The sequence below is a fragment of the Streptomyces sp. NPDC059866 genome (assembly GCF_042731325.1).
In the GTDB taxonomy this organism is placed as follows: Bacteria; Actinomycetota; Actinomycetes; order Streptomycetales; family Streptomycetaceae; genus Streptomyces; species Streptomyces flavusporus.
Map to the genome: position 1 here is coordinate 147,075 of NZ_JBHWJT010000018.1, position 21,061 is coordinate 168,135.

A 21,061-nucleotide genomic window follows, 5' to 3' on the forward strand; every position below is an offset into this window, starting at 1 on the left:
AGGGTGTTCTGTGCCAGCGCTGCGAAGCGATTTCATCACCGATTACGACGTTCTCGCCGACACATGGTGGGACCCCCGCGGGCCACTCGCCCCGCTGGGCTGGATCGCGCGCGCCCGCGCCGGCTTCGTCCCCGTTGCCGAGCGCACCGGGGCGTGGCTGCTGGATGTCGCCTGCGGGGGCGGGCTGTTCGGTCCCCACCTGGCCGGCAAGGGCTATCGCGTGGTCGGCGTGGACCTGTCGGCGCTGTCGCTGAACGAAGCACGCAAGCACGGGTTCGACGAGGTCGTCCGGGCCGACATCGCCCGACTCCCGTTCGCCCAGGGGGCGTTCGACGTCGTCACGGCGGGGCAGTGCCTCGAACACGTACCGGACCCCTTCGCGGTGGTGAGGGAGGCATGCCGGGTGCTGCGCCCCGGGGGCACGCTGATCGTGGACACGATCGCCGACACCCGGCTGGCCCGGCTGGTCGCCATCGCCCTGGCCGAGAACGCGCCCCTGCCCGGCCGGCCACCGCGCGGCACCCATGACCACCGGCTCTTCGTCAACCGGGCCCGGCTGACCCGGACCGCGCGGTCGCAGGGTGTGGAGCTCAGACTGCTCGGCCTGCGTCCGCACCTTCGTGACGGGATGCGGTACCTCGCCGGGCGGCGCGAGGACGTTCGCATGATCCCCACCAGTTCCACCGGCGTTCTCTATCTCGGAGTGGGCAAGAAATGGTGACCATTACTCAGTGGCCGGCCGGGAGCGCGGTGCGCACCTGGCTGGTCGGCGCCCGGTTGAAGACCCTGCCCGTCACCATGGCACCGATCGCCGTGGGCACGGCGATCGCCTCCTCGCTGGGCCACTTCAGCTGGTGGCGGGCCGCCCTGACCCTGTTGTTCGCGCTGGGCTTCGTCCTCGGCACGAACTTCTTCAACGACTACAGCGACGGGGTGCGGGGCGCCGACGACCACCGGGTGGGTCCCGTCCGGCTGGTCGGCTCCGGGCGGGCGTCACCCCGGCAGGTGCTGCGCTGCGGCCTGGTCCTGTACGGCATGGCCGCCCTGGCCGGAGTGGTCATGGCGGTGACGATCTCCTGGTGGCTGCTGGCGCTCGCGGTGGTGTGTGCGCTCGGCGGGTGGTTCTACACCGGCGGCTCCCGGCCGTACGGCTACCGCTCGCTGGGCGACGTCGGCATCTTCCTCTTCCACGGGGTCATCGCCGTGTGCGCCACGGCGTACATCCAGCTCGGCCGGGTCCCCCTGCTGGCCCTCGCCGCGTCCGTGTCCATCGGTCTGCTCGCCTGCGCGCTGCTGACGACGAACAACCTGCGCGACATCCCGACCGACACGGCCGCCGGCAAGATCACCATCGCCGTGCGCCTCGGCGACCGGCGCACCCGCGTGTACTACGTGCTCTGCCTCGCCCTCGCCTTCGCGTCCGCACTGCTCCTGGCAGCCTCCCGCCCCTGGGCGCTGCTGGTGCTCGGCGCCGTCCCGTTCGCCGTCTTCCCGCTGCGCCGGGTGCTCGGCGGGGCGCGCGGCAGTGACCTGATACCGGCCCTCGAGCACACCTGCCTGCTGCTGCTGGCGTTCGGGACCCTCCTGGCGATCGGCCTGGCGCTGTGACCGGCCGGGGAAGGAGGGGGGTGCAGATGACACCGGAGCACGAAGTGCTGGTGATCGGCGCCGGGTTCTCCGGGATCGGCACGGCGATCGGGCTGCTGCGGGCCGGCATCGACGACTTCGTGGTGCTGGACGAGCAGGACGATGCCGGCGGCTCCTGGCACGCCAACCGGTACCCCGGCATCGCCGTGGACATCAGCGCCTTCTCCTACTCCTTCACCTTCGAACCCTTCGCGTCCTGGTCGAGGGCCTTCCCTCCCGGCGAGGAACTCAAGGCCTACGCGGACCACTGTGTCCACAAGTACGGCCTGCGGCCCCATCTCCGTCTGAACGCCCGGGTCGTACGCGCCGAGTACCACGAGGCGGAGCACGTCTGGGAGGTCTTCCTGGCGGACGGAACCTCGATGACGACGCGGTTCGTCATCTGCGCCACCGGATGGCTCACCAAGCCGAAGGCACCCGACATCGAAGGACTCGACCGGTTCACGGGCGACGTGGTGCACACGGCTCGATGGGACCCGTCACTGGATCTCACCGGACGTCGCGTGGGCCTGATCGGCACCGGCGCATCGGCGATCCAACTGGTCCCCGAGATCGCCCCGTCGGTGCAGCAGCTCCACGTCTACCAGCGGACGCCCACCTGGGTCTTCCCGAAGCCGGACGTTCCGGTGCCGAGAGCCGTCCGCAAGGTGTTCGGAGCGGCGCCGTGGACTCAGCGCACCGTCCGGCTCCTCACGGACACCGTGACGGAACTCAGTTTCGTCATCGCCATGATCCACTACCGGCGGTTCCCCTTCCTGGTGCGGGCCGGGGAAGCGGTCTCCCGGCTGTACCTGCGCAGCCAGGTCAAAGGCGACCGCGATCTGATGGACCGGCTCGCGCCCGCCTACCGACTGGGCTGCAAGCGGCCGTCCTTCGGCAAGGGTTACTGGCGCGCCTTCACCCGCGACAACGTCCAGCTCGTCACCGAACGCATCGAGCGCATCACCGAGACCGGCATCAGCATGGCGGACGGCGACGAGCAGAAGTTCGACGTGCTGATCCTCGCCACCGGGTTCCACGTCCTGGACAACCTGCCGCCCTTTCCCCTGCACGGGCTGGGCGGCCGGGAGCTGAAGGAGTTCTGGAGGGCGGAGCGCTTCCAGACGTACGAGGGCAGTTCGGTCAAGGGTTTCCCGAACCTCTGGTTCATCGTCGGGCCGTACTCCTTCACCGGCGGATCCTGGTTCGGCATGATCGACTATCAGGTCACCCATGCCCTGCGGGTGATCGGAGAGGCCCGGCGACGGCGTGCCACACAGGCCGTCGTCCGGCCCGAGAAGCACGACAGGTCCTTTCACCGGGTGCTGCGCCGGCAGCGGAACACGGTGTTCCTCCACGGCAGTTGCCGCGGCACGCACAGCTACTACTTCGACGAGCGCGGCGACGCACCCGCCGTCCGCCCGTCGTCGACCTACGAGGCAGCCTGGCGAGCCAGGCACTTCGACCTCGACGACTACCGCTACGACCGGGCCGATCCGGTGCTGCCACATGACCGGACGGAGCCCCACCACTTCGGAGGCCGATGGCATGCGACTGGGTGATGTGCAGGGAAGGGACCGGGCGCTGTGCACCCTCTACGGGCTGTTCGCCGTCGGCGGCTGCCTGGTCATGGGGACGTTGGCCATCGTCTTCGTCGTGCGCAACGCCGACGCGGGACCGCTCGGTGTCATCGAGAACTTCCTGCGCGATGCGACACGGAATCTGGCATCCCAGTTCATCTACGCGGACCTGGCGTTGATCTGGGCGGCGCTGGCGGCATTCATGATCATCGAGGCGCGCCGGCTCGGCATCCGCCACGTGTGGGCGTACATCGTCGGAGCCCCGGCACTGGCGCTCGTGGTGAGTTTCTCCGTCTTCATGTACGTCCGCCAGCTGAAGATCGCGGCCCTGAACGACGCACCCGCCGAGCCCACATCCACCGCCATGACCACCCACGCGACGACGAGGGGGACCCAGCGATGACGACCACCGACGCCGGCGCGTTCGTCCCGGGAGTCGAGCGCTCCCTGGCCCTGGCGGTCCATGCGCTCCGCGAGCGCCAGGACCCCACCGGGTACTGGAAGGGCGATTTCGAGACCAGCCTGATCGGTGAGTCCGGTGAGGTCATCCTGCGGCATTACCTGCGCCTGCCGAAGGACGAGACGGTGGCCGCCGCCGCGCGGACGATCCTCAGCGAGCAGACACCCACGGGCGGCTGGGCGTCGTACCACCAGGGTCCTGACGAGCTGCTGCTCTCCGTTTTCTGCTACGTCGCCCTGCGTCTGGCCGGTCATGACCCCGACGAACCGGAGATGCGCGCGGCGGCGGCCTCGGTCCGCGGCAACGGCGGTATCGAGTCGGTCGACAACCTGATCATGCTGGCGTGGCTGGCCCTGATCGGGCTGTGGCCCTGGCGCGACATCCCGCTCATCCCGCCGGAGATCGTCCTGCTGCCCACCTGGTGCCCCGGGAACATCTACCAGATCGGTGCCGCCGCCCGCGGCATCGTCGTCGCCAACAGCCTGTTCATGGCACGCCGCCCCGTCGTCCCCGCAGGATTCGGCATTCGCGAGCTGTTCGCCGACCCCGGCGCCCGGCGGCTGCCGAGGTCCTTCGCGGTACGGTGCGCGACCACCCTCAGCCACTGGTACGCCCGCCGTCCGATCGGTCCGCTGCGCCGCCGGGCGATCCGAAAGGAGTCGAGGTGGCTCATCCGCACCCAGGAGAAGGACGGCAGCTGGGGCGGCAACTGGCCGCAGACCGCCAACGTCGTCATGGGTCTGGACGCGATCGGCTTCCCCCAGGACCATCCGGTCGTCACGGCGGCGATGGCCGGGCTCGACCGGTACGTGGTCGAGAAGGACGGGCAGCGCCGCATCGAGATGTGGACCTCCGTGGTCATGGACACCGCCCTCGCGCTGTCCGCGAACGCCATGGCCGGCGGCCCCGAGGAGAAGGCCGCGGCCGAACCGGCGGTGCGCTGGCTGCTCGCCAACCAGGTGACCGAACTGGGTGACTGGGCGGTGCTGACCGACAACCCCGTTCCCGGCGGCTGGCCGTACGAGTTCACCAACAACGCCAACCCCGACGCCGACGACACGGCGTTCGCCGTCGCCGCGCTGCGCCGCGTCCACCCGCGCGGCACCGACCCGGCGGTCGACGCCGCGTGCGAGCGGGCCCGCCGGTGGCTGCTGTCCCAGCAGGGCGAGGACGGTGGCTGGGCGGCCTTCGAACCGCTGCGCTGGCGGCTGCCGGGACGCGACAAACTGGCCAGGATCGGATTCCTGGAGGCGCCGTCGGCCGACATCACCGGGCACGTCCTGGAAGCGCTGGGCGCCGACGGCCAGGCTCACACTCCCGCGGCCCGCCGCGGCATCGAATGGCTGCGCCGCACTCAGCAGCCGGACGGGTCGTGGCCCGGCTGGTGGGCCTGCTACCACCTGCACGGCACCAGCGCCGCCGTCACCGGCATGGCCGCGTGCGGGGTTCCGGGCAGCGACCCGGCCATGGCCCGGGCGTGTGACTGGATCGTCGCACACCAGCAGAGCGACGGCGGCTGGGGTGAGGACATCCGCGCGCTGCACGACCCGGCATGGATCGGGCGGGGCGACAGCACTCCCTCGCAGACGGCCTGGGCCCTGCTCGCGCTCATCGCCGGCGGCCGCGCCGACAGCGGGCCGGTGCGCGCGGGCCTGGACTTTCTGATCCGCACCCAGCAGGCCGACGGCGACTGGGCCGAGCCCTGGCACACCTGGGTGGTGCACCACGACGGCCTGTACTGGCGCGACAGCCTGCTGCGCCTGATCTATCCCGTCATGGCGATGTCGGCCTACCGGGCCGCCGTCGACGGAACGGAGCTGCGATGACCGGCGCCGGCGTGACCGTGGTGGGAGGCGGCCTCGCCGGGATGACGGCGGCGTGGACGATCCGCGGCCTCGGCCTCCCGGTACGGCTGCTCGAAGCCGGGCCCGAGCTCGGCGGGATGGCCGGATCACGGGTGATCGACGGCCGGGTCGAGGACCACGGGGTGCACATCTTCCCCGCCTGGTACCGCAACACCCTGCGGCTCGTGGCGGAACTCGGCATCGCCGGCAACCTGCGCGAGACCAAGAACTTCCACCAGCTGCTGCCGGGCGAGTTCCCCGCCTTCCGTACCGCGGTCACCCCGGCCGCCGATCGGCTGCTGTTCCACTACGGCGTGATCGACCTGCTCGCCCAGGAGTACGGTGCCCGTGACGAGTCCCTCCACGACTTCCTGCGCAGCCGCCGGTATCTGACCGAGGCGGCGATCGCCGACATCGAGCACCTCTTCGTCGCCTCGAGCGCGGCGGAGAGCGACGCCGTGTCGGCGGCGGGCTTCCGCGGCAGCATCGCAGCGTTCGCCCGGCACCCCGGCCGGGTGCGGATGCCGCGAGGCGACCTCCAGCAGTGGTTCATCGGCCCCTTCCGGCAGCGGCTGGAAGCCGACGGCGTGGAGGTGCGCACCGGGAGAGAACTCATCGAGGTGTCGGTGCACGCCGACCGGCTGCAGGCCCTCACCGTACGCGGCGACGACGGCACCGCCGTGACCGAAGACGTCACCGGACATGTCGTCCTCGCCGTCCCGCACGGACGCCTGTCCGCCCTGGGCAGCGACCTCACCGGAGCACTTCGACCACCGTACGGCGTCGACGAGTTGACGTCCCGTCCGCTCGGAGCACTCCACCTGTACCTGCGAAGGCGGCTGCCGGGACTGCCCGACGAGCACATCCGCCTGGTCGGATCGCCGCACGCGATCACGCTCATCGATGTGGGCCGGGCATGGGGACGACACCGCACCAGCGTGCTCAACTGCGTGGTCGGCCGTGCCGCCCGGCTCGCGGAACTGTCCGAGGCGGACGCGGTCAAAATCCTGGTGGACGAGCTCATGACCTTCCTTCCGGAGCTCACCTGGGACGACATCGAACACGTCTGCTACCAGCCGCACTTCACGGCACCGTTCTTCGCGCCGGGACCCGGCTCGGGTCGCTACCGGCCGCAGAGCACCACCGCACTGGCCAACGTGCACATCGCCGGCGACTTCTGCGCGGCCCCGCCGGGCGTGGCCGGTATGGAGAGCGCCGTGCGGTCGGGACTGACGGCCGCCGAGTCGGTCCGCAGAGCACTACGGCCCGAACTGCCCCCGGTACGGATCGATCGCATCGGCGACATCAGCCCGTCGGCCGCTCGCGGTCTGCGGATGGCGCTCGCCCCCTTCGCCGCGGCCGTCCGGTCGCTGGCCGGCCGCACACGACGACGGAGGTGACCCCTTGAACGGCAGGATCGCCCTCGTGACGGGAGCCGGGGGCGGCATCGGTACGGCCGTGGCCCGGCTGCTCGCCGAACAGGGCGCCACGGTCGTCGGCGTGGACCTGGACCGCGACCGGCTGTCCGCCACGGTCGAAAAGCTCACCGCCGACGGGCTGCCGGTACAGGGCCGGCCGGCGGACGTCACGTCGTCCGCCGAGGTCGAGGCCGTGGTGGACGCCGTGGAACGGGAGTCGGGACCGATCGACTACCTGGTCAACGCCGCCGGGGTACTGCGCCTCGCCGAAGCCGGACAGCTCAGCGACGAGGACTGGAACGCCACCTTCGCGGTCAACAGCACCGGCGTCTTCCACATGTCCCGGGCGGTCGTCAACCGCATGATTCCGCGCCGGCGCGGCGCCCTCGTCACCGTCGCGTCGAACGCGGCGGGCACCGCCCGTACGCAGATGTCCGCGTACGCCGCGTCCAAGGCGGCGGCCACCGCCTTCACCAAGTGCCTGGGCCTGGAGGTCGCCCGGCACAACATCCGCTGCAACCTTGTCGCTCCCGGCTCCACGGACACCCCGATGCTGCACGGCATGCACACCGACGGGGCCGCGGTCGCCGCCTCCGTCGCCGGGAACCCGGCCGCACACCGTACCGGCATCCCGTTGGGCAAGGTGGCACGTCCGCAGGACGTCGCCCACGCCGTGCGCTTCCTGCTGTCGGACGAGGCGGCTCACATCACGATGCACACGCTCACCGTCGACGGAGGGGCGACCCTGGGCGCTCCGACGTAGCGGACCCGCGCTTCCCTCTCCGTACAGCACGAAAGGACGAACCACTGCATGTCCGGCATACCACCGATCGAGCCCTATCCGCTGCCGCTGCCGGACGACCTCCCCGCACCGGTCGTCGACTGGCGGGCCGACCCGCGGCGTGCCGTGCTGCTCGTCCACGACATGCAGGACTACTTCCTCACACCGTTCCCGCAGGACTCCTCACCCCGCACCCCGCTCATCCGCAACGCGGCACTGCTGCGGCAGCGCTGCGCCGCCCTCGGCGTCCCCGTCGCCTACACCGCCCAGCCCGGTGGGATGACACCGCACCAACGCGGCCTGCTGGCCGACTTCTGGGGACCCGGCATGCGCACAGCACCCGAGCACCGCCGGATCGTCGCGGCCCTCCAACCCGCCCCGGGTGACTGGACGTTCACGAAGTGGCGCTACAGCGCCTTCTTCAACACCGACCTGCTGGCCCGGATACGGGCCACCGGCCGTGACCAACTCCTCCTGTGCGGTGTCTACGCGCACGTCGGCGTGCTGATGACCGCGATGGACGCGTTCAGCCACGACATCCAGCCGTTCCTGGTGGCCGACGCCGTTGCCGACTTCTCCGCCGAACACCACCGGCTGGCCCTCCGGTACGCCGCCCAGCGGTGTGCCGCCGTCGTCACCACGGCGGCCCTGTGCGACACCCTCATGGCGGCCGTGGCGGAGGAAACGCGGTGACCGGGAAACACCCACCCACGGCCGGACCGGCCCACACCCAGGACGCCCGCGACCTCCTCGCCCGCGTCCTGGACGGCTCCGCGCCCGCCTTCGCCCTGCTGCACCGCCCGCAGGCCACCGGCCCGGAGACCATAGAGGTCCTGCTGACCGAAACGGCTCACTGCGCCGCCCTGGCCGACCTGCCGCTGCCGGGGGAAGCCGCCCCGGAAGGCGGCCACGAACTGCTCGCCCTGGTCCCGTACCGGCAGATCACCGAGCGCGGATTCACCGCCCACGACGACAGCGAGCCTCTGATCGCGATGGCGGTCACCGCCCAGCAGACCCTGCCGCTCGCCGATGTCCGGCTGCGGCTGCCGAACGAGCCGGTCAAGATCGACCAGGACGGGTTCGACGTATCCGACCAGGCGTACGCGGACATCGTGCGTCGCGTGATCGCCGACGAGATCGGCACCGGCCAGGGCGCGAACTTCGTGATCAAACGCACCTTCACGGCGTGGCTACCGGGCTTCTCGACTGCCGGAGCCCTCTCGGTCTACCGCCGGCTGCTGGAGCGGGAAAGGGGCGCCTACTGGACGTTCCTCGTGCACACGGGCGACCGCGTCCTGGTGGGTGCGACCCCCGAGCGGCACATCAGCGTGCGCGACGGCAGGGCCGTCATGAACCCCATCAGCGGCACGTACTGCTATCCCCCCGGCGGCCCCACGCTCGACGGCGTGCTGTCCTTCCTGACGGACCGCAAGGAAACCGACGAGCTGTACATGGTGGTCGACGAGGAACTGAAGATGATGGCCCGGGTCTGTCCCTTCGGCGGACGCCTGACGGGCCCCTACCTCAAGGAGATGGCCCGCGTCGCACACACCGAGTACCTCATCGAGGGACATACCGACCGCGACGTACGCGACGTCCTCCGGGAGACCCTGTTCGCCCCGACGGTGACCGGATCGCCGCTGGAGAACGCCACCAAGGTGATCAGCCGCCACGAGCCGACCGGGCGCGGCTACTACAGCGGGATCGCTGCACTCATCGGGCGGGACGCGGGCGGCAAACGCACCCTGGATTCGTCCATCCTGATCCGCACGGCCGACATCACAGCCGACGGCCGCCTGCGGATCGGCGTGGGAGCAACCCTGGTGCGTCACTCCGACCCCGAGTCCGAGGCCCGGGAGACCCGGGCCAAGGTGTCGGGGCTGCTCGCCGCGCTCGCCGAGCCCGCACCCAGCCGCTTCGCCACCCATCCCGACGTCCAGGCCGCGCTGGCGGGCCGCAATGCCACCGTCGCGGGATTCTGGCTGGACGAGCCGGAGAACAGGGCCCATGTGTCGGCCGAGTTGGCAGGACGTCGGGTCCTCGTCGTCGACGCCGAGGACACCTTCACGGCGATGCTCGCCCACCAGATCCGCTCCCTCGGGGTGGAGGCGACCGTGTGCCGGTTCGACGAGGTCTACGACACGGCGGCGTACGACCTGCTGGTCCTGGGGCCGGGACCCGGCGACCCGGGACAACTGGGGCACCCGAAGATCGCACATCTCAGGTCGACGATGTCCCGGCTCCTGGCGGCGAGGCATCCCTTCCTCGCGGTGTGCCTGAGCCACCAGGTGCTGAGCGCGCTGCTCGGCCTCTCTCTGGTACGCCGCCGGGTCCCCAACCAGGGTGTGCAGCACGAGATCGACCTGTTCGGACGGCGCGAACGGGTGGGCTTCTACAACACGTACACGGCATGCGCGGCGGCCGACGTCATCGAGCACCCGGACGTCGGCCGGGTGACGGTGAGCAGGGACCGTGCCGGCGGCGAGGTCCATGCCCTGCGCGGACGGTCCTTCGCCTCGGTGCAGTTCCACGCGGAGTCCGTCCTGACCCAGGACGGACCGCGGATCATCGGTTCGCTGCTCACCCGACTGGTGCGGCCGCGCACCCCCTAGGCCGGCCGCGGCATCAGCCGAGAAGGGACACAGGCAGCGACATGGCACACGCACTCATCGCGGGCGGCGGCATAGGCGGCCTCGCCACCGCTGTGGCGCTTGCGCGCTGCGGTCACCGCGTCACCGTCCTCGAACGCGAGGACACCTTCGCCGAGATCGGCTCGGGCATCCAGCTCGCTCCGAACGGCTTCCACGCCCTCAACCTGCTCGGTGTGGGGCAGGACGTGCGTGACCGGGCGGTATTCGTCGACGAACTCCGCCTGATGGACGGCCTGACGAGCGAGAAGATCGCCGGCATGCCGGTCAGGGAGCGGTACCGACAGCGCTTCGGCAACCCCTACGCCGTGGTGCACCGCCGGGATCTCCACGGCCCCCTGCTCTCGGCATGCCGGGCGAGCGAGGGCATCGAGCTCGTCGCGAGCGCCGCCGTGCAGCGGTACGTACAGAACCCGGCAACCGTGACGGTGACCACGGCGGACGGCCGGACCTTCACCGGCGACCTCCTCGTGGGAGCCGACGGCATCCGCTCGGCCGTTCGCGCACACCTGGTGCGCGACGGCGCTCCCCGGGTCTGCGGACACACCATCTACCGCTCGGTGATACCGATCGAGAAGGTGCCGCGGCGACTGCGCTGGAACGTGGTGACCCTGTGGGCGGGCCCCGCCTGGCACTTCGTCCACTACATCATCGGCCGTGGCGAGTACCTCAACCTCGCCGCGACCCTCGACGACGGCGCCCGCGAGTCCGTCTCCGGACGCCCGGTGCGGCGGGCCGTCGTGCTGAGCCGCTTCCAGGAGCTGGGGGAAACCGCCCGGCTGCTGCTGGAGTTGGGTGAGCACTGGCGGCAATGGGTGCTGTGCGACCGCGATCCGGTCGACGTCTGGACGGACGGCCGGGTGGCGCTCATGGGCGACGCAGCCCACCCGATGCTCCAGTACGCCGCCCAGGGCGCCTGCCAGGCCCTGGAGGACGCCGTGGTCCTGGGTGACGTCCTCGCAGACGCCACCGCCGACGACGTGGCGCAGCGCCTGGAGGAGTACAACGCCGTGCGACGCGAGCGGACCGCGCGCACCCAACTGCTGGCCAGGGAGATGGGCACGCGCGTCTACCATCCCGCGGGGGAGGAGGCGCAGGCCCGCACCGCGATGCTGCGTTCACTCACCGAGGACGACCTTTACGAAAAGGTGCACTGGCTCCATGGCGCCCGGGACTTCACCCGGTCCCGACATCCCTGACGGAAGAAGCCCGGGTGGTTGCTCAGACGGTCCGCCTGGCAGACATCAGGATGCTGTCAGCCGACAGTCTGTTGATTTCCGCTGCGACCGGCATGACGGAGGGGTGAGGATTTCGGCTATGGGGTTGTCGACGTCGTTTACGGAACTGTTCGATGTGGAGCATCCGATTGCCCTGGCCCCGATGGGCGGGTCGGCCGGTGGCGCCCTGACGGCGGCGGTCTCGCGCGGCGGCGGTCTCGGACTGCTGGGCAGCGGGAACGGGGACCAGGACTGGTTGGCCCGTGAACTGCCCGTCCTGGCCGACGAGGGCGCCGGGAAGCCGTGGGGCATCGGCTTTCAGACGTGGGCGATCGACGTCGATGCGGTCGCGCGGGCGCTGGAGCACAGGCCCGCGGCGGTGATGTTGTCCTTCGGCGACCCCGGTCCGTACGTGGAGCGTATCCGCAGCGCGGGCACGGCGCTGATCATTCAGGTCACCGATATGGAGGAGGCCCGGAGGGCGGTGGATCTGGGCGCCGATGTGATCGTGGCGCAGGGCACCGAAGGGGGCGGGCATGGAGCCCGGTACGGGCGGTCCACGCTGCCGTTCGTTCCCGTCGTGGTGGACTTGGCGGCACCGGTGCCGGTGCTGGCGGCCGGCGGGATCGCCGACGGCCGCGGCGTGGCGGCCGCCCTGGCGCTGGGAGCTGCTGGAGCACTGCTCGGCACCCGCTTCCAAGCCACGACCGAGGCGCTGGTCGCCTCCGCGACCGCCAAGGCAATCGTTGAGGGACGTGGGGAGGACACCGAGCGCAACAGGGTGCTGGACATCGCCCGCGGCTCGCGGTGGCCGGCGCAGTACACCGCGCGCACCCTTGGCCACCCTTTCCTCGACGGATGGCGGGGCCGCGAGGACGAACTCGCAGCTGCCCCTCATGCCCAGCAGGCGTACCAAGACGCCGTGGCACGCGGCAGGATCCCCGCCCTGCCGCAGTGGGCCAGCGAGGCCATCGACCTCATCAACGACCTGCCGTCCGCGGCCGAGCTGGTCGGCACCCTGGCCGCCCAGGCTGAGGACGCACTGGCCCGAGCCGGCCGGCGGTGACCGTGATCGCCGGGAAGCAGCGATCACGCCGGACCTCCAGCCCCTCACGGTCGACGACCCCAGCTGCACACCGGCCTTGAGCTCACCTTGGTAACCGGCCCCCAGTGGGGACTTCCTGCCGGCCGCACCTCCCGGAGGCGGGCGCGTGGGCGAGTTCGTTCGTGATCTCGGCGCTGATCTCGGTGCTGGTCAGTGTCCTCGTGGGGAAGTCAGAGCGTTGCGGGTCCTCACTGCGCCTGCGGCGAGAGAGGTGTCAGCTGCCGATGAGAAGTGCCGTGAGACGGGCCGTGCCCGCGGGTACGGCGAGCAGCGTGCCGAGCGCGGTCCGCTCGGTCCGGGCCGGCGATCCGGTGTCGCCGGGTTCCGCCTCCGCGCCCACCAGCAGCACCTGCCACGGCCCCGGCGCACCCTCCGCCTCGACCGTGACCGCGCTGCCGTCGCGGCTCGTCCGGAAGACGGCTGCCGCGCCGTCCCGGGCGCCCGGGGCCGGGATCCGTGTCGTGACCGTCGTACCGTCGACCGGAGCGTGGACCCGCAGTGTCACCCCGTGCGCCCAGTCGTACTCCGCCGCGTCGTCGCTCTCGCCGTACGGGATGACCGAGCCGGGCCGGGCGAGCAGGGGGAGGCTGTCGAAGCCGTACTGCTCACGCCGCCAGCAGGGCCCCTGGATCTGCTCGCCCGACAGCAGATGGGTCCAGGTGCCGTCCGGCACGTAGTAGTCGACGGTGCCGTCCGCCGAGAAGACGGGAGCGACGAGCAGGTCGTCGCCGAGCATGTACTGCCGGTCGAGGGTGTGGCAGGCGGGGTCGTCGGGGAACTCCAGCACCATCGCCCGCATGACCGGAGTGCCGTGCTCCGCCGCCTGCTGGGCCGCGCGGAACAGGTACGGCATGAGCCGGTGCTTGAGGCGGGTGAAGTCGCGGGTGACCGCGACCGCCTCCTCGTCGTAGTCCCACGGCACCCGGTAGGACTTGCTGCCGTGCAGTCGGCTGTGCGACGACAGCAGGCCGAACTGCACCCAGCGCTTGAAGACCTCGGGCGTCGGCGTGCCCTCGAAGCCGCCGATGTCGTGGCTCCAGAAGCCGAAGCCGGACAGGCCCAGCGACAGCCCGCCGCGCAGCGATTCGGCCATCGCACCGAAGTGGGACTCGCAGTCGCCGCCCCAGTGGACCGGGAACTGCTGGCCGCCGGCCGTCGCCGAGCGCGCGAAGAGCACGGCCTCGCCCGCGCCCCGTGCCTCGCGCAGCACGTCGAAGACGGTCTCGTTGTAGAGCTGCGTGTAGTAGTTGTGCATCCGCTCCGGGTCGGAGCCGTCGTGCCAGACCACGTCGGTGGGGATGCGCTCGCCGAAGTCGGTCTTGAAGCAGTCGACGCCCTGCGCGGCGAGCGCGCGCAGCTTGCCCGCGTACCACTCCCGCGCGTCCGGATTGGTGAAGTCGACGAGGGCCATGCCCGCCTGCCACAGATCCCACTGCCACACGTCGCCGCCTGCCCTGCGGACCAGATAGCCGTGCCGTTTGGCCTCCGCGAACAACGCGGACTTCTGCGCGATGTACGGGTTGATCCACACCGACACGCGCAGCTCGTGCTCGTCCTTCAGGCGCCGCAGCATGCCCTCGGGGTCCGGGAAGACGTCCGGGTCCCAGGTGAAGTCGCACCACTGGTACTCGCGCATCCAGAAGCAGTCGAAGTGGAACACTCCGAGCGGGATGTCGCGCTCGGCCATGCCGCGTACGAACCGGTTCACCGTCTCCTCGTCGTAGGAGGTGGTGAACGAGGTCGACAGCCACAGCCCGAACGACCAGGCCGGCGGCAGCGCCGGGCGGCCGGTCAGCGCCGTGTAGCGGTCCAGGATGTCCTTGGGCGTCGGGCCGTACACGACGAAGTACTCCAGCGACTGGTCCTCGACGCTGAACTGCACCTGCCCGACGGCCTCCGAGCCGACCTCGTAGCTCACCTTTCCGGGATGGTTGACGAAGACGCCGTAGCCGCGGTTGGTCAGATGGAACGGAACGTTCTTGTACGCCTGCTCGCTCGCGGTGCCGCCGTCGGCCTGCCAGATGTCCACGCTCTGGCCGTTCTTGACGAAGGGGGTGAACCGCTCGCCGAGCCCGTACACCAACTCGCCGACACCGAGCGACAACTGGCCCAGCGAGTGGTGGCTGCCGTCGCCGGTGACCGCGAAGCCGGTCCCGCGCGCCTCGGCGGAGGTGAGGACGCGGCCGTCCGCGGTGAAGTCCAGCCGCCACGGTGCCGCGGTGTCCACGCGCAGGGACAGCTCCCCGGCCGTCAGCTCAAGCAGCGAACCCTCGCGGGTGACCTTTGCCGTGTGGCCCGGCTCGGCGCGCAGCGCGAACTCCGGGCCGCGCTCGGCGGCGCCCGCGTGGTGGGTGGAGCGGACGCCGATCACTCCCTCGGCGGGGGACCAGCATTCGACGGTCAGCAGCGGGCTGTTGAGGGTGTGGCCGCGCTTCGTCACGTGCCGCACGGGCGCGTAGAGCGTGAACCGGTCGTCGGTGACCTGTACGTCGGCGACCTCGGTCGCGTACGACGCCTTGACGCCGTCGCGCATGAGCCAGTAGCCGTCGGTGAACTTCATGAGGGGTCCTTAACGAGGGGTGGTGCGGCTGCCGGGAGCGGCGGGTCAGGCGCCGCCGCGGGTGCGGTGGGCGGCGATCAGTCGCTGGTACCAGTGGTAGCTGTCCTTGGGCGTGCGCGCCTGCGTGGCGTAGTCGACCCGGACGATGCCGAAGCGCTGGCCGTAGCCACGGGCCCACTCGAAGTTGTCCAGCAGCGACCACACGTAGTAGCCGCGCACGTCGACGCCCGCGCGCAGCGCGGCGGCGAGCGCGTCGAGATGGCCGTGGAGGTAGTCGATCCGGTCGGTGTCCCGGACCCGGCCGTCGGCGTCGGTCGTGTCCGCCTCGGCCGAGCCGTTCTCGGTGATCAGGATCGGGGGCAGCGCCGGGTAACGCTCGGTCAGGTCGACCAGCAGGTCCGTGAAGGTGTGCGGGACGACGGGCCAGCCCATGGTGGTGTGCCGGACGTCGTCGCGCCAGCTCTCCTCGGCCCGGACGTCGACCGCCGTACGGGTCGCCGGGTCCGGGTCGCGGTACGGGGCGTCGGCGACGGTGATCGGCCGGTAGTAGTTGATGCCGACGAAGTCGAGCGGCGCGCCGATGAGGTCGAGGTCGCCCTCGCGCCGGTACGAGCCGTCGCCGGAGGGCAGGAGCTCGCTCCACGTCTCGGCCTCGTGCTCCGGGTAGCGTCCGGCGAACAACGGCTCGAACCACACGTCGTTGTGCAGTGTCTCCACGCGGCGTACGGCGGCCAGGTCGGCGGGGGAGTCCGTGGCCGGCAGCAGCCGGTCGGGGTTGAGCGTGATCCCGACCTCGCGTACGCCCGCGGCGCGCAGCTCGCGCACGGCGAGCCCGTGGCCGACGAGCAGATGGTGGGCGGCGGCGAGCGCGCCGCGGCCCTCGCGGGCGCCCGGCGCGTGGGCGCCCGCCGCGTAGCCGACGAAGGCGCTGCAGAACGGCTCGTTGAGGGTGATCCAGCGGTCCACCCGGTCGCCGAGCCGGGCGGCGACCAGGCCGGCGTACTCGGCGAAGCGTTCCGCGGTCTCGCGCACCCGCCAGCCGCCGCGGTCCTCGAGGGCCTGGGGGAGGTCCCAGTGGTAGAGGGTGGCGGCGGGCGAGATGCCGGACGCGAGCAGTTCGTCCACGAGCCGGTCGTAGAAGTCGAGACCCGCCGTGTTGACCGGGCCCGACCCGTCCGGCTGGATGCGCGGCCAGGCGATGGAGAAGCGGTAGCTGTCCACGCCCAGCTCGCGCAGCAGGGCGATGTCCTCGCGGTAGCGGTGGTAGTGGTCGCAGGCCACGTCACCGGTGGCGCCGTCCGCGACGCGTCCCGGCTCGCGGCAGAAGGTGTCCCAGATGGACGGGCCTCTGCCGTCCTCGTCGTACGCGCCCTCGATCTGGTAACTCGCGGTGGCGGCGCCGAAGAGGAAACCGTGGGGGAACTCGGGGAGTTTCATGATGGGTTACAGCCCCTGCCGGCTACTTGACGGACCCGCCGGTGATCCCGGCGGCGATGTACTTCTGGGCGACGACGAGCAGGATCGCGGCCGGCACGGCCGAGAGCACGGCGGTCGCCATGACCGCGCCCCAGTCGCTGACGTGTGCGCCGACGAACTGGTAGATGCCGAGCGTGATGGGCCTGACGTCGTCCGTGGTGTTGAGGGTCAGCGCGAACATGAAGTCCGACCAGGCGAAGAGGAAGGTGAACAGGCCCGCCGTGATCAGGGCGTTGCGGCTCATCGGCAGCACGATCCGGACGAACGCGGTGAAGCGGTTCGCCCCGTCCACCATGGCGGCCTCGACGACCTCACCCGGGATGGACACCATGAACGCCCGCAGCAGCACGATCGCGAACGGCAGACCGAGTGAGGCGTCCGCCAGGATCAGCCCCAGGTAGGAGTTGACCAGGCCGAGCTCTGCGTACGCGCTGTAGAGGGCGTTGGCGATGACGATGCCCGGGACCATCTGCGTGATCAGCGTCGTGAAGACGATGCTCTGACCGCCGCGCAGCCCGAACTGGGCGAGCCCGTACGCGGCGGGCGCGGCCAGCGCGAGACACACGACGACGGCGCCCAGCGCGACGACGAAGCTGGTGAGGAGCGAGCCGCCCTGGGTGCTGATCGCCGTGTCGAAGTTCTTCAGGCTCGGTGAGGCGGGAAACCACTCGGTGGCGGCGATGCTCGACTCGGGCTGGAGGGCGGTGTTGACCATCCAGTACACCGGGAAGAGCAGTACGGCGAGGATCAGCAGCGCCGCGGTGGTGTTCCACGCCGAGCGAAAACGGAGACGGTTCGCCGGTCGGTTCATCGGCGCCTTCATCGGTCGGTTCATCGTCGGTCACTTCCCCTTGCCGAAGTCGGCGCGGTTGGCCCGCAGGTACAGCACGGCGAAGACCGCACTGATGAGGATCAGGACATTGCCCACCACGGCGCCCTGGCCGAAGTCGAGCTGCAGGAAGGACAACTGGTACGTGACCGTGCCCAGCGTCTGCGTGGAGTCCGCGGGACCGCCCGAGGTCAGCGCCAGGATCAGGTCGAGGATCTTCACCGTCGACATGAAGCCCAGCACGAGCACGACCGTGATCACCGGCCGGAGCATCGGCAGCGTGATGCTGCGGAACGTACGCCATGCGCCGGAGCCGTCCAGCGACGCTGCCTCGTACAGCTCGCGCGGTATCTCCTGCAGACCGCCGTAGAGAATCACCATGTTGAACGGGATGCCGATCCAGATGTTGACCAGGATCGCCGACAGCAGCGCCACACCGGGGCTGCTGAGCCACGGCACACCGTCCTGCGGGGCCAGGCCGACCGCGTGCAGGGCGGTGTTGAGCATCCCGTGGTCCTGGTCGAGGATGCGCCGCCAGACGACGGCGGAGACGACCATGGGCACGAGCCACGGCAGGAGCAGGATGGCGCGCACGAACCCGGAGAGCCGGAAGCGGCGCGAGAAGAACACGGCGAGCGCGAGGCCGATGGTGAACTGGCCGACCAGCGAGCCGACGGTGAAGACGGCCGTGTGCCACAGGGCGTCGGTGAACAGCTCGTTGGAGAAGACGGCCCGCCAGTTGTCGAGACCGTTGAACGGGGCCTCGCCGGTGAAGTACGTCTTCGGCGTGTAGTGCTGGAAGCTCATCACGATGTTGCGGACGAGCGGATAGCCGAAGAAGAGCGCCATGTAGGCGAGCGCGGGGAGGACGAAGAGCCAGCGGAGCAGTCCGCGGCCCCGCGGGGCACGCCCGGTGGCGGACTTCGCCTTGGCGGCCTCCGTGCCGGGCGCGATGGAGGTGATCGTGGTCATGGCCGGTTCCTCACTTCCCCGCCGAAGCCTGCTGCTGGGCCCGCTGCAGGGCCTGTTCGGGACTGGTCCGCCCGGTCAGCACGGACTGGAAGGCGCCCGCGAGCGCGTCTCCGACGACCGGCCAGCCGGTGCCGACCTTCGCGGTACGGGAGCGGGCCGTGGTGACCAGGTCGGCGAAGGCGGCGAGCTTCGGGTTCTGCTGCGCGTACGCCTCGGCGGCGGCGGAGCGGGTGGGCACGTTGTTGACGGACTCGCCCCACTGGAGCTGGTTCTTCTCGGAGTTGAGGCAGTTCAGGAGCTTGCCCGCGTTCTTCTCGCGGGCCGGGTCCTCGTCGTTCTTCGGTACGGCCATCACGGTGCCACCGATGGGCGGCACCGCGGCTTTGCCCGCCTCGGGCACCGGAATGCTCGCGACCGCCCAGTCCACGTTCTTCTGGGCGCTGAGGACCGGCACCTGCCACGGCCCGTTGATCATCATGGCGGCGCGGCCCGCGACGAACTGGTCGTTGACGTCCTGCTGGTTCCAGTTGACGACGGACTTCGAGGCGGAGCCGTCCGCGACCAGGTCCTTCCACAGCTGGAGGGCGGCCTCACCCTTGCCGTTGTCGAGCTTGGCCTCGTCACCGCCGGCGGACCAGAAGAACGGCAGGAACTGGTAGACGCCGTCCGCGTTGGGGCTCGCGCTGAAGGCCATCCCGTACGTGTCGCCGGCGGTGAGCTGCTTGGCTGCGGCCCGCAGCTCGTCCCAGGTGGTGGGCGGCGCGATGCCCGCCTTCTTCAGCAGCGCGGTGTTGTAGATCAGCGCGAGGGAGTTCACGGAGCGGGCGATGCCGTACTGGGTGCCGTCGTACGAGCCGAGGGAGGTGGCGCTCGCGGAGAAGCCGGAGGTGTCGACCCCGACTTCGTCGAGCGGCCGCAGGCCCTCCGTCTGCGCGAACTGCGGCAGCTCGGAGCCGTCGAGCTCCAGGATGTCGGTGAGCGAGTCGGAGGACGCCATCCGCAGCGCCTTCGAGGCGATCTGGTCGGCGGGCACGCTGATCTGCTCGACCTTCAGGCCCAGCGGCTCGGCGCAGCGGTCGAAGAACCGCTGGTTGGCGCCGTGTTCGGCGGTGTCGGTGGCCGAGTTGAGCACCGTGACGGTGCCGGGGTCGGGCTCGGCGGCGCATCCGGTCAGTCCCAGCGCGAGGGTGCTCGTGGCGAGCACCGCGGCGAGGGCGGGGAGAGGTATGCGTGGTCGTCCGGTTGGGGACGGCATGATCGGTTCTCCATTACATGTGCGGCTCTGGACATGCGGGGGGTAGGGCGAGGGGTGCGTGGCCGGCCGCGCCGAACGGGCGGCCGTCGTGGTCAGCCGGACGGGGGCGGGGCGATGGCGGGCCCGGCCATCCGCGGCTCGATGAGGTGGTGCGGCGCGTCGGCGGGCGCGGTCGGGGCAGGTGCCGCTGTGGGCTCCTGGGACGACGGCGGCCGGCCGTCGCTGCCGGCGCTGATCGCGTCGATGGCGAGCCGGGCCACGGCCGTGGACATCTCCGCGACGGGCAGGTCGATCCGCGGCAGATGCCGGATGCCCAGCTCGTCCGGGAGGCTGCCGACGAGGACCACGGACAGGTCCTCGGGGACCCGCAGCCCGGCCGAGGACACGGCGTCCAGCAGGTGGGGGAGGAGGATCAGGTCCTGGACGACCAGCGCGGTCGGCGCGGGACGCACGGCCAGCGCCTCGCGCAGCCGGCGCCCGAGCCTTTCCGGGTCGCGGTGCGAGGAGAGCACGCGCACCTCGGCCCCGGTCTCGGCGGTCGCGCGCCGGGCGCCGTCGAGGCCGCGCACCGCATAGCCGCGACGCGCGGCCATCTCGTGCTCGGCCGACGACAGGAAGACGATCCGGCGGTGGCCGGCCGCCGCGGTCTCCCGGACGGCGAGGGCGACCGCCACCTCCCAGTCGAGATCGGTCCAGGGCAGCGCCGCGTGGTCGTCGTGGCCGAGCAGTGCTGCGGGGAAGCCCAGCTCGTGCAGGACCCCGATACGGGGATCGCGCTCCTCGACCGCCATCAGCACCGCCGCGTCCGCGAGCCCGCTGCGGGCCACGCGGCGCAGCGCGCCGGCGCCGTCGCCTTCGGTGATGAGAAGCACATCGTATCCGTGCCCGCGGGCGGCGTCGGTGACATCGATGGCGAACCGGCCGTCGATCGCCCGGTACTCACCGGGCACACGCGGCACGGCCAGTGCCAGCACGTTGGTGCGGGAGCTGCGCAGTGTGCGGGCGCTGGCGCGCGGGTGGTAGCCGAGCTCGTCGATCGCCGTCTGCACCGCGCGCCGGGTGTCCTCGGAGATCTTGCGGGATCCGCTCAGGACGTAGGACACGGTGCTGGGCGCCACGCCCGCCCGCTCGGCGACGTCCTTGATCGTGGCCATCTCCGCCTCCGTCCGCCCGCCTTCGGGCTCCTCGGATTCATCGAATCCATCGAATCGATTCGATGAACGGCGCGACTTTAGGCAGATGAGCTCGGGAAGGGCAATACCCTTGGCGTTATGTCCGGTTTGTGGTCGA

General features: G+C 70.9%; 17 protein-coding genes. 11 read left to right on the forward strand and 6 right to left on the reverse strand.

Annotation, left to right across the window (positions count from 1 at the left end; all coding sequences use genetic code 11):
- The first annotated feature begins 10 nt into the window (after positions 1-10).
- The 11 genes from ubiG (at position 11) to ACFV7R_RS27520 (ending at position 12,640) form a co-directional block, all read left to right on the forward strand.
- Positions 11-721, forward strand: a complete 711-nt coding sequence (ubiG, locus tag ACFV7R_RS27470; protein WP_385268054.1) for a bifunctional 2-polyprenyl-6-hydroxyphenol methylase/3-demethylubiquinol 3-O-methyltransferase UbiG — start codon at positions 11-13, stop codon at positions 719-721.
- Positions 715-1,608, forward strand: coding sequence for a 1,4-dihydroxy-2-naphthoate polyprenyltransferase (locus ACFV7R_RS27475; RefSeq protein ID WP_385268056.1), 894 nt, complete (start codon positions 715-717; stop codon positions 1,606-1,608). Before ubiG ends, ACFV7R_RS27475 begins: the two co-directional genes overlap by 7 nt.
- A 26-nt stretch (positions 1,609-1,634) precedes the next feature.
- A complete protein-coding gene (locus ACFV7R_RS27480; protein WP_385268058.1) occupies positions 1,635-3,188 on the forward strand; it encodes a flavin-containing monooxygenase in 1,554 nt (517 codons plus the stop codon).
- Complete coding sequence (locus tag ACFV7R_RS27485) at positions 3,175-3,609, forward strand: DUF2834 domain-containing protein (RefSeq protein ID WP_385268060.1); 435 nt, start codon at positions 3,175-3,177, stop codon at positions 3,607-3,609. Before ACFV7R_RS27480 ends, ACFV7R_RS27485 begins: the two co-directional genes overlap by 14 nt.
- Positions 3,606-5,492, forward strand: coding sequence for a squalene--hopene cyclase (gene shc / locus ACFV7R_RS27490; protein ID WP_385268062.1), 1,887 nt, complete (start codon positions 3,606-3,608; stop codon positions 5,490-5,492). The genes ACFV7R_RS27485 and shc overlap by 4 nt, the downstream gene beginning before the upstream one ends.
- Positions 5,489-6,910 (forward strand): FAD-dependent oxidoreductase, encoded by a 1,422-nt coding sequence (locus tag ACFV7R_RS27495; protein ID WP_385268064.1) that lies wholly within the window; start codon positions 5,489-5,491, stop codon positions 6,908-6,910. Before shc ends, ACFV7R_RS27495 begins: the two co-directional genes overlap by 4 nt.
- 4 nt (positions 6,911-6,914) lie before the next feature.
- A complete protein-coding gene (locus ACFV7R_RS27500) occupies positions 6,915-7,691 on the forward strand; it encodes a 2,3-dihydro-2,3-dihydroxybenzoate dehydrogenase (RefSeq protein WP_385268066.1) in 777 nt (258 codons plus the stop codon).
- A gap of 48 nt (positions 7,692-7,739) precedes the next feature.
- Positions 7,740-8,402 carry an isochorismatase family protein gene (locus ACFV7R_RS27505; RefSeq protein WP_385268068.1) on the forward strand — a complete coding sequence of 221 codons (663 nt, stop codon included), beginning with the start codon at positions 7,740-7,742 and terminating at the stop codon, positions 8,400-8,402.
- On the forward strand, positions 8,399-10,321 hold the full coding sequence (locus ACFV7R_RS27510; RefSeq protein ID WP_385268070.1) for a chorismate-binding protein: 1,923 nt from the start codon (positions 8,399-8,401) through the stop codon (positions 10,319-10,321). Before ACFV7R_RS27505 ends, ACFV7R_RS27510 begins: the two co-directional genes overlap by 4 nt.
- 41 nt (positions 10,322-10,362) lie before the next feature.
- A complete protein-coding gene (locus tag ACFV7R_RS27515) occupies positions 10,363-11,556 on the forward strand; it encodes a 3-hydroxybenzoate 6-monooxygenase (RefSeq protein ID WP_385268072.1) in 1,194 nt (397 codons plus the stop codon).
- Positions 11,557-11,674: 118 nt separating this feature from the next.
- Positions 11,675-12,640: an NAD(P)H-dependent flavin oxidoreductase gene (locus tag ACFV7R_RS27520; RefSeq protein WP_385268074.1), complete on the forward strand. Its 966-nt coding sequence runs from the start codon at positions 11,675-11,677 to the stop codon at positions 12,638-12,640.
- Positions 12,641-12,893: 253 nt separating this feature from the next.
- Here the strand turns inward: ACFV7R_RS27520 and yicI are convergent, their stop codons facing one another.
- From yicI to ACFV7R_RS27550, 6 genes are all read right to left on the reverse strand, one after another.
- A complete protein-coding gene (gene yicI / locus ACFV7R_RS27525) occupies positions 12,894-15,239 on the reverse strand; it encodes an alpha-xylosidase (protein WP_385268076.1) in 2,346 nt (781 codons plus the stop codon).
- A gap of 45 nt (positions 15,240-15,284) precedes the next feature.
- Positions 15,285-16,676, reverse strand: a complete 1,392-nt coding sequence (locus ACFV7R_RS27530) for a GH1 family beta-glucosidase (protein ID WP_385268078.1) — start codon at positions 16,674-16,676, stop codon at positions 15,285-15,287.
- Positions 16,677-16,698: 22 nt separating this feature from the next.
- Complete coding sequence (locus ACFV7R_RS27535; RefSeq protein WP_385268080.1) at positions 16,699-17,526, reverse strand: carbohydrate ABC transporter permease; 828 nt, start codon at positions 17,524-17,526, stop codon at positions 16,699-16,701.
- A 30-nt stretch (positions 17,527-17,556) separates the two neighbouring features.
- The gene (locus ACFV7R_RS27540) at positions 17,557-18,516 is read right to left on the reverse strand and encodes a carbohydrate ABC transporter permease (protein WP_385268082.1); all 960 of its coding nucleotides are present in this window, start codon (positions 18,514-18,516) and stop codon (positions 17,557-17,559) included.
- 10 nt (positions 18,517-18,526) lie between these two features.
- Positions 18,527-19,771, reverse strand: coding sequence for an extracellular solute-binding protein (locus ACFV7R_RS27545; RefSeq protein ID WP_385268084.1), 1,245 nt, complete (start codon positions 19,769-19,771; stop codon positions 18,527-18,529).
- Positions 19,772-19,863: 92 nt separating this feature from the next.
- A complete protein-coding gene (locus ACFV7R_RS27550; RefSeq protein WP_385268086.1) occupies positions 19,864-20,925 on the reverse strand; it encodes a LacI family DNA-binding transcriptional regulator in 1,062 nt (353 codons plus the stop codon).
- Positions 20,926-21,061: the final 136 nt, after the last annotated feature.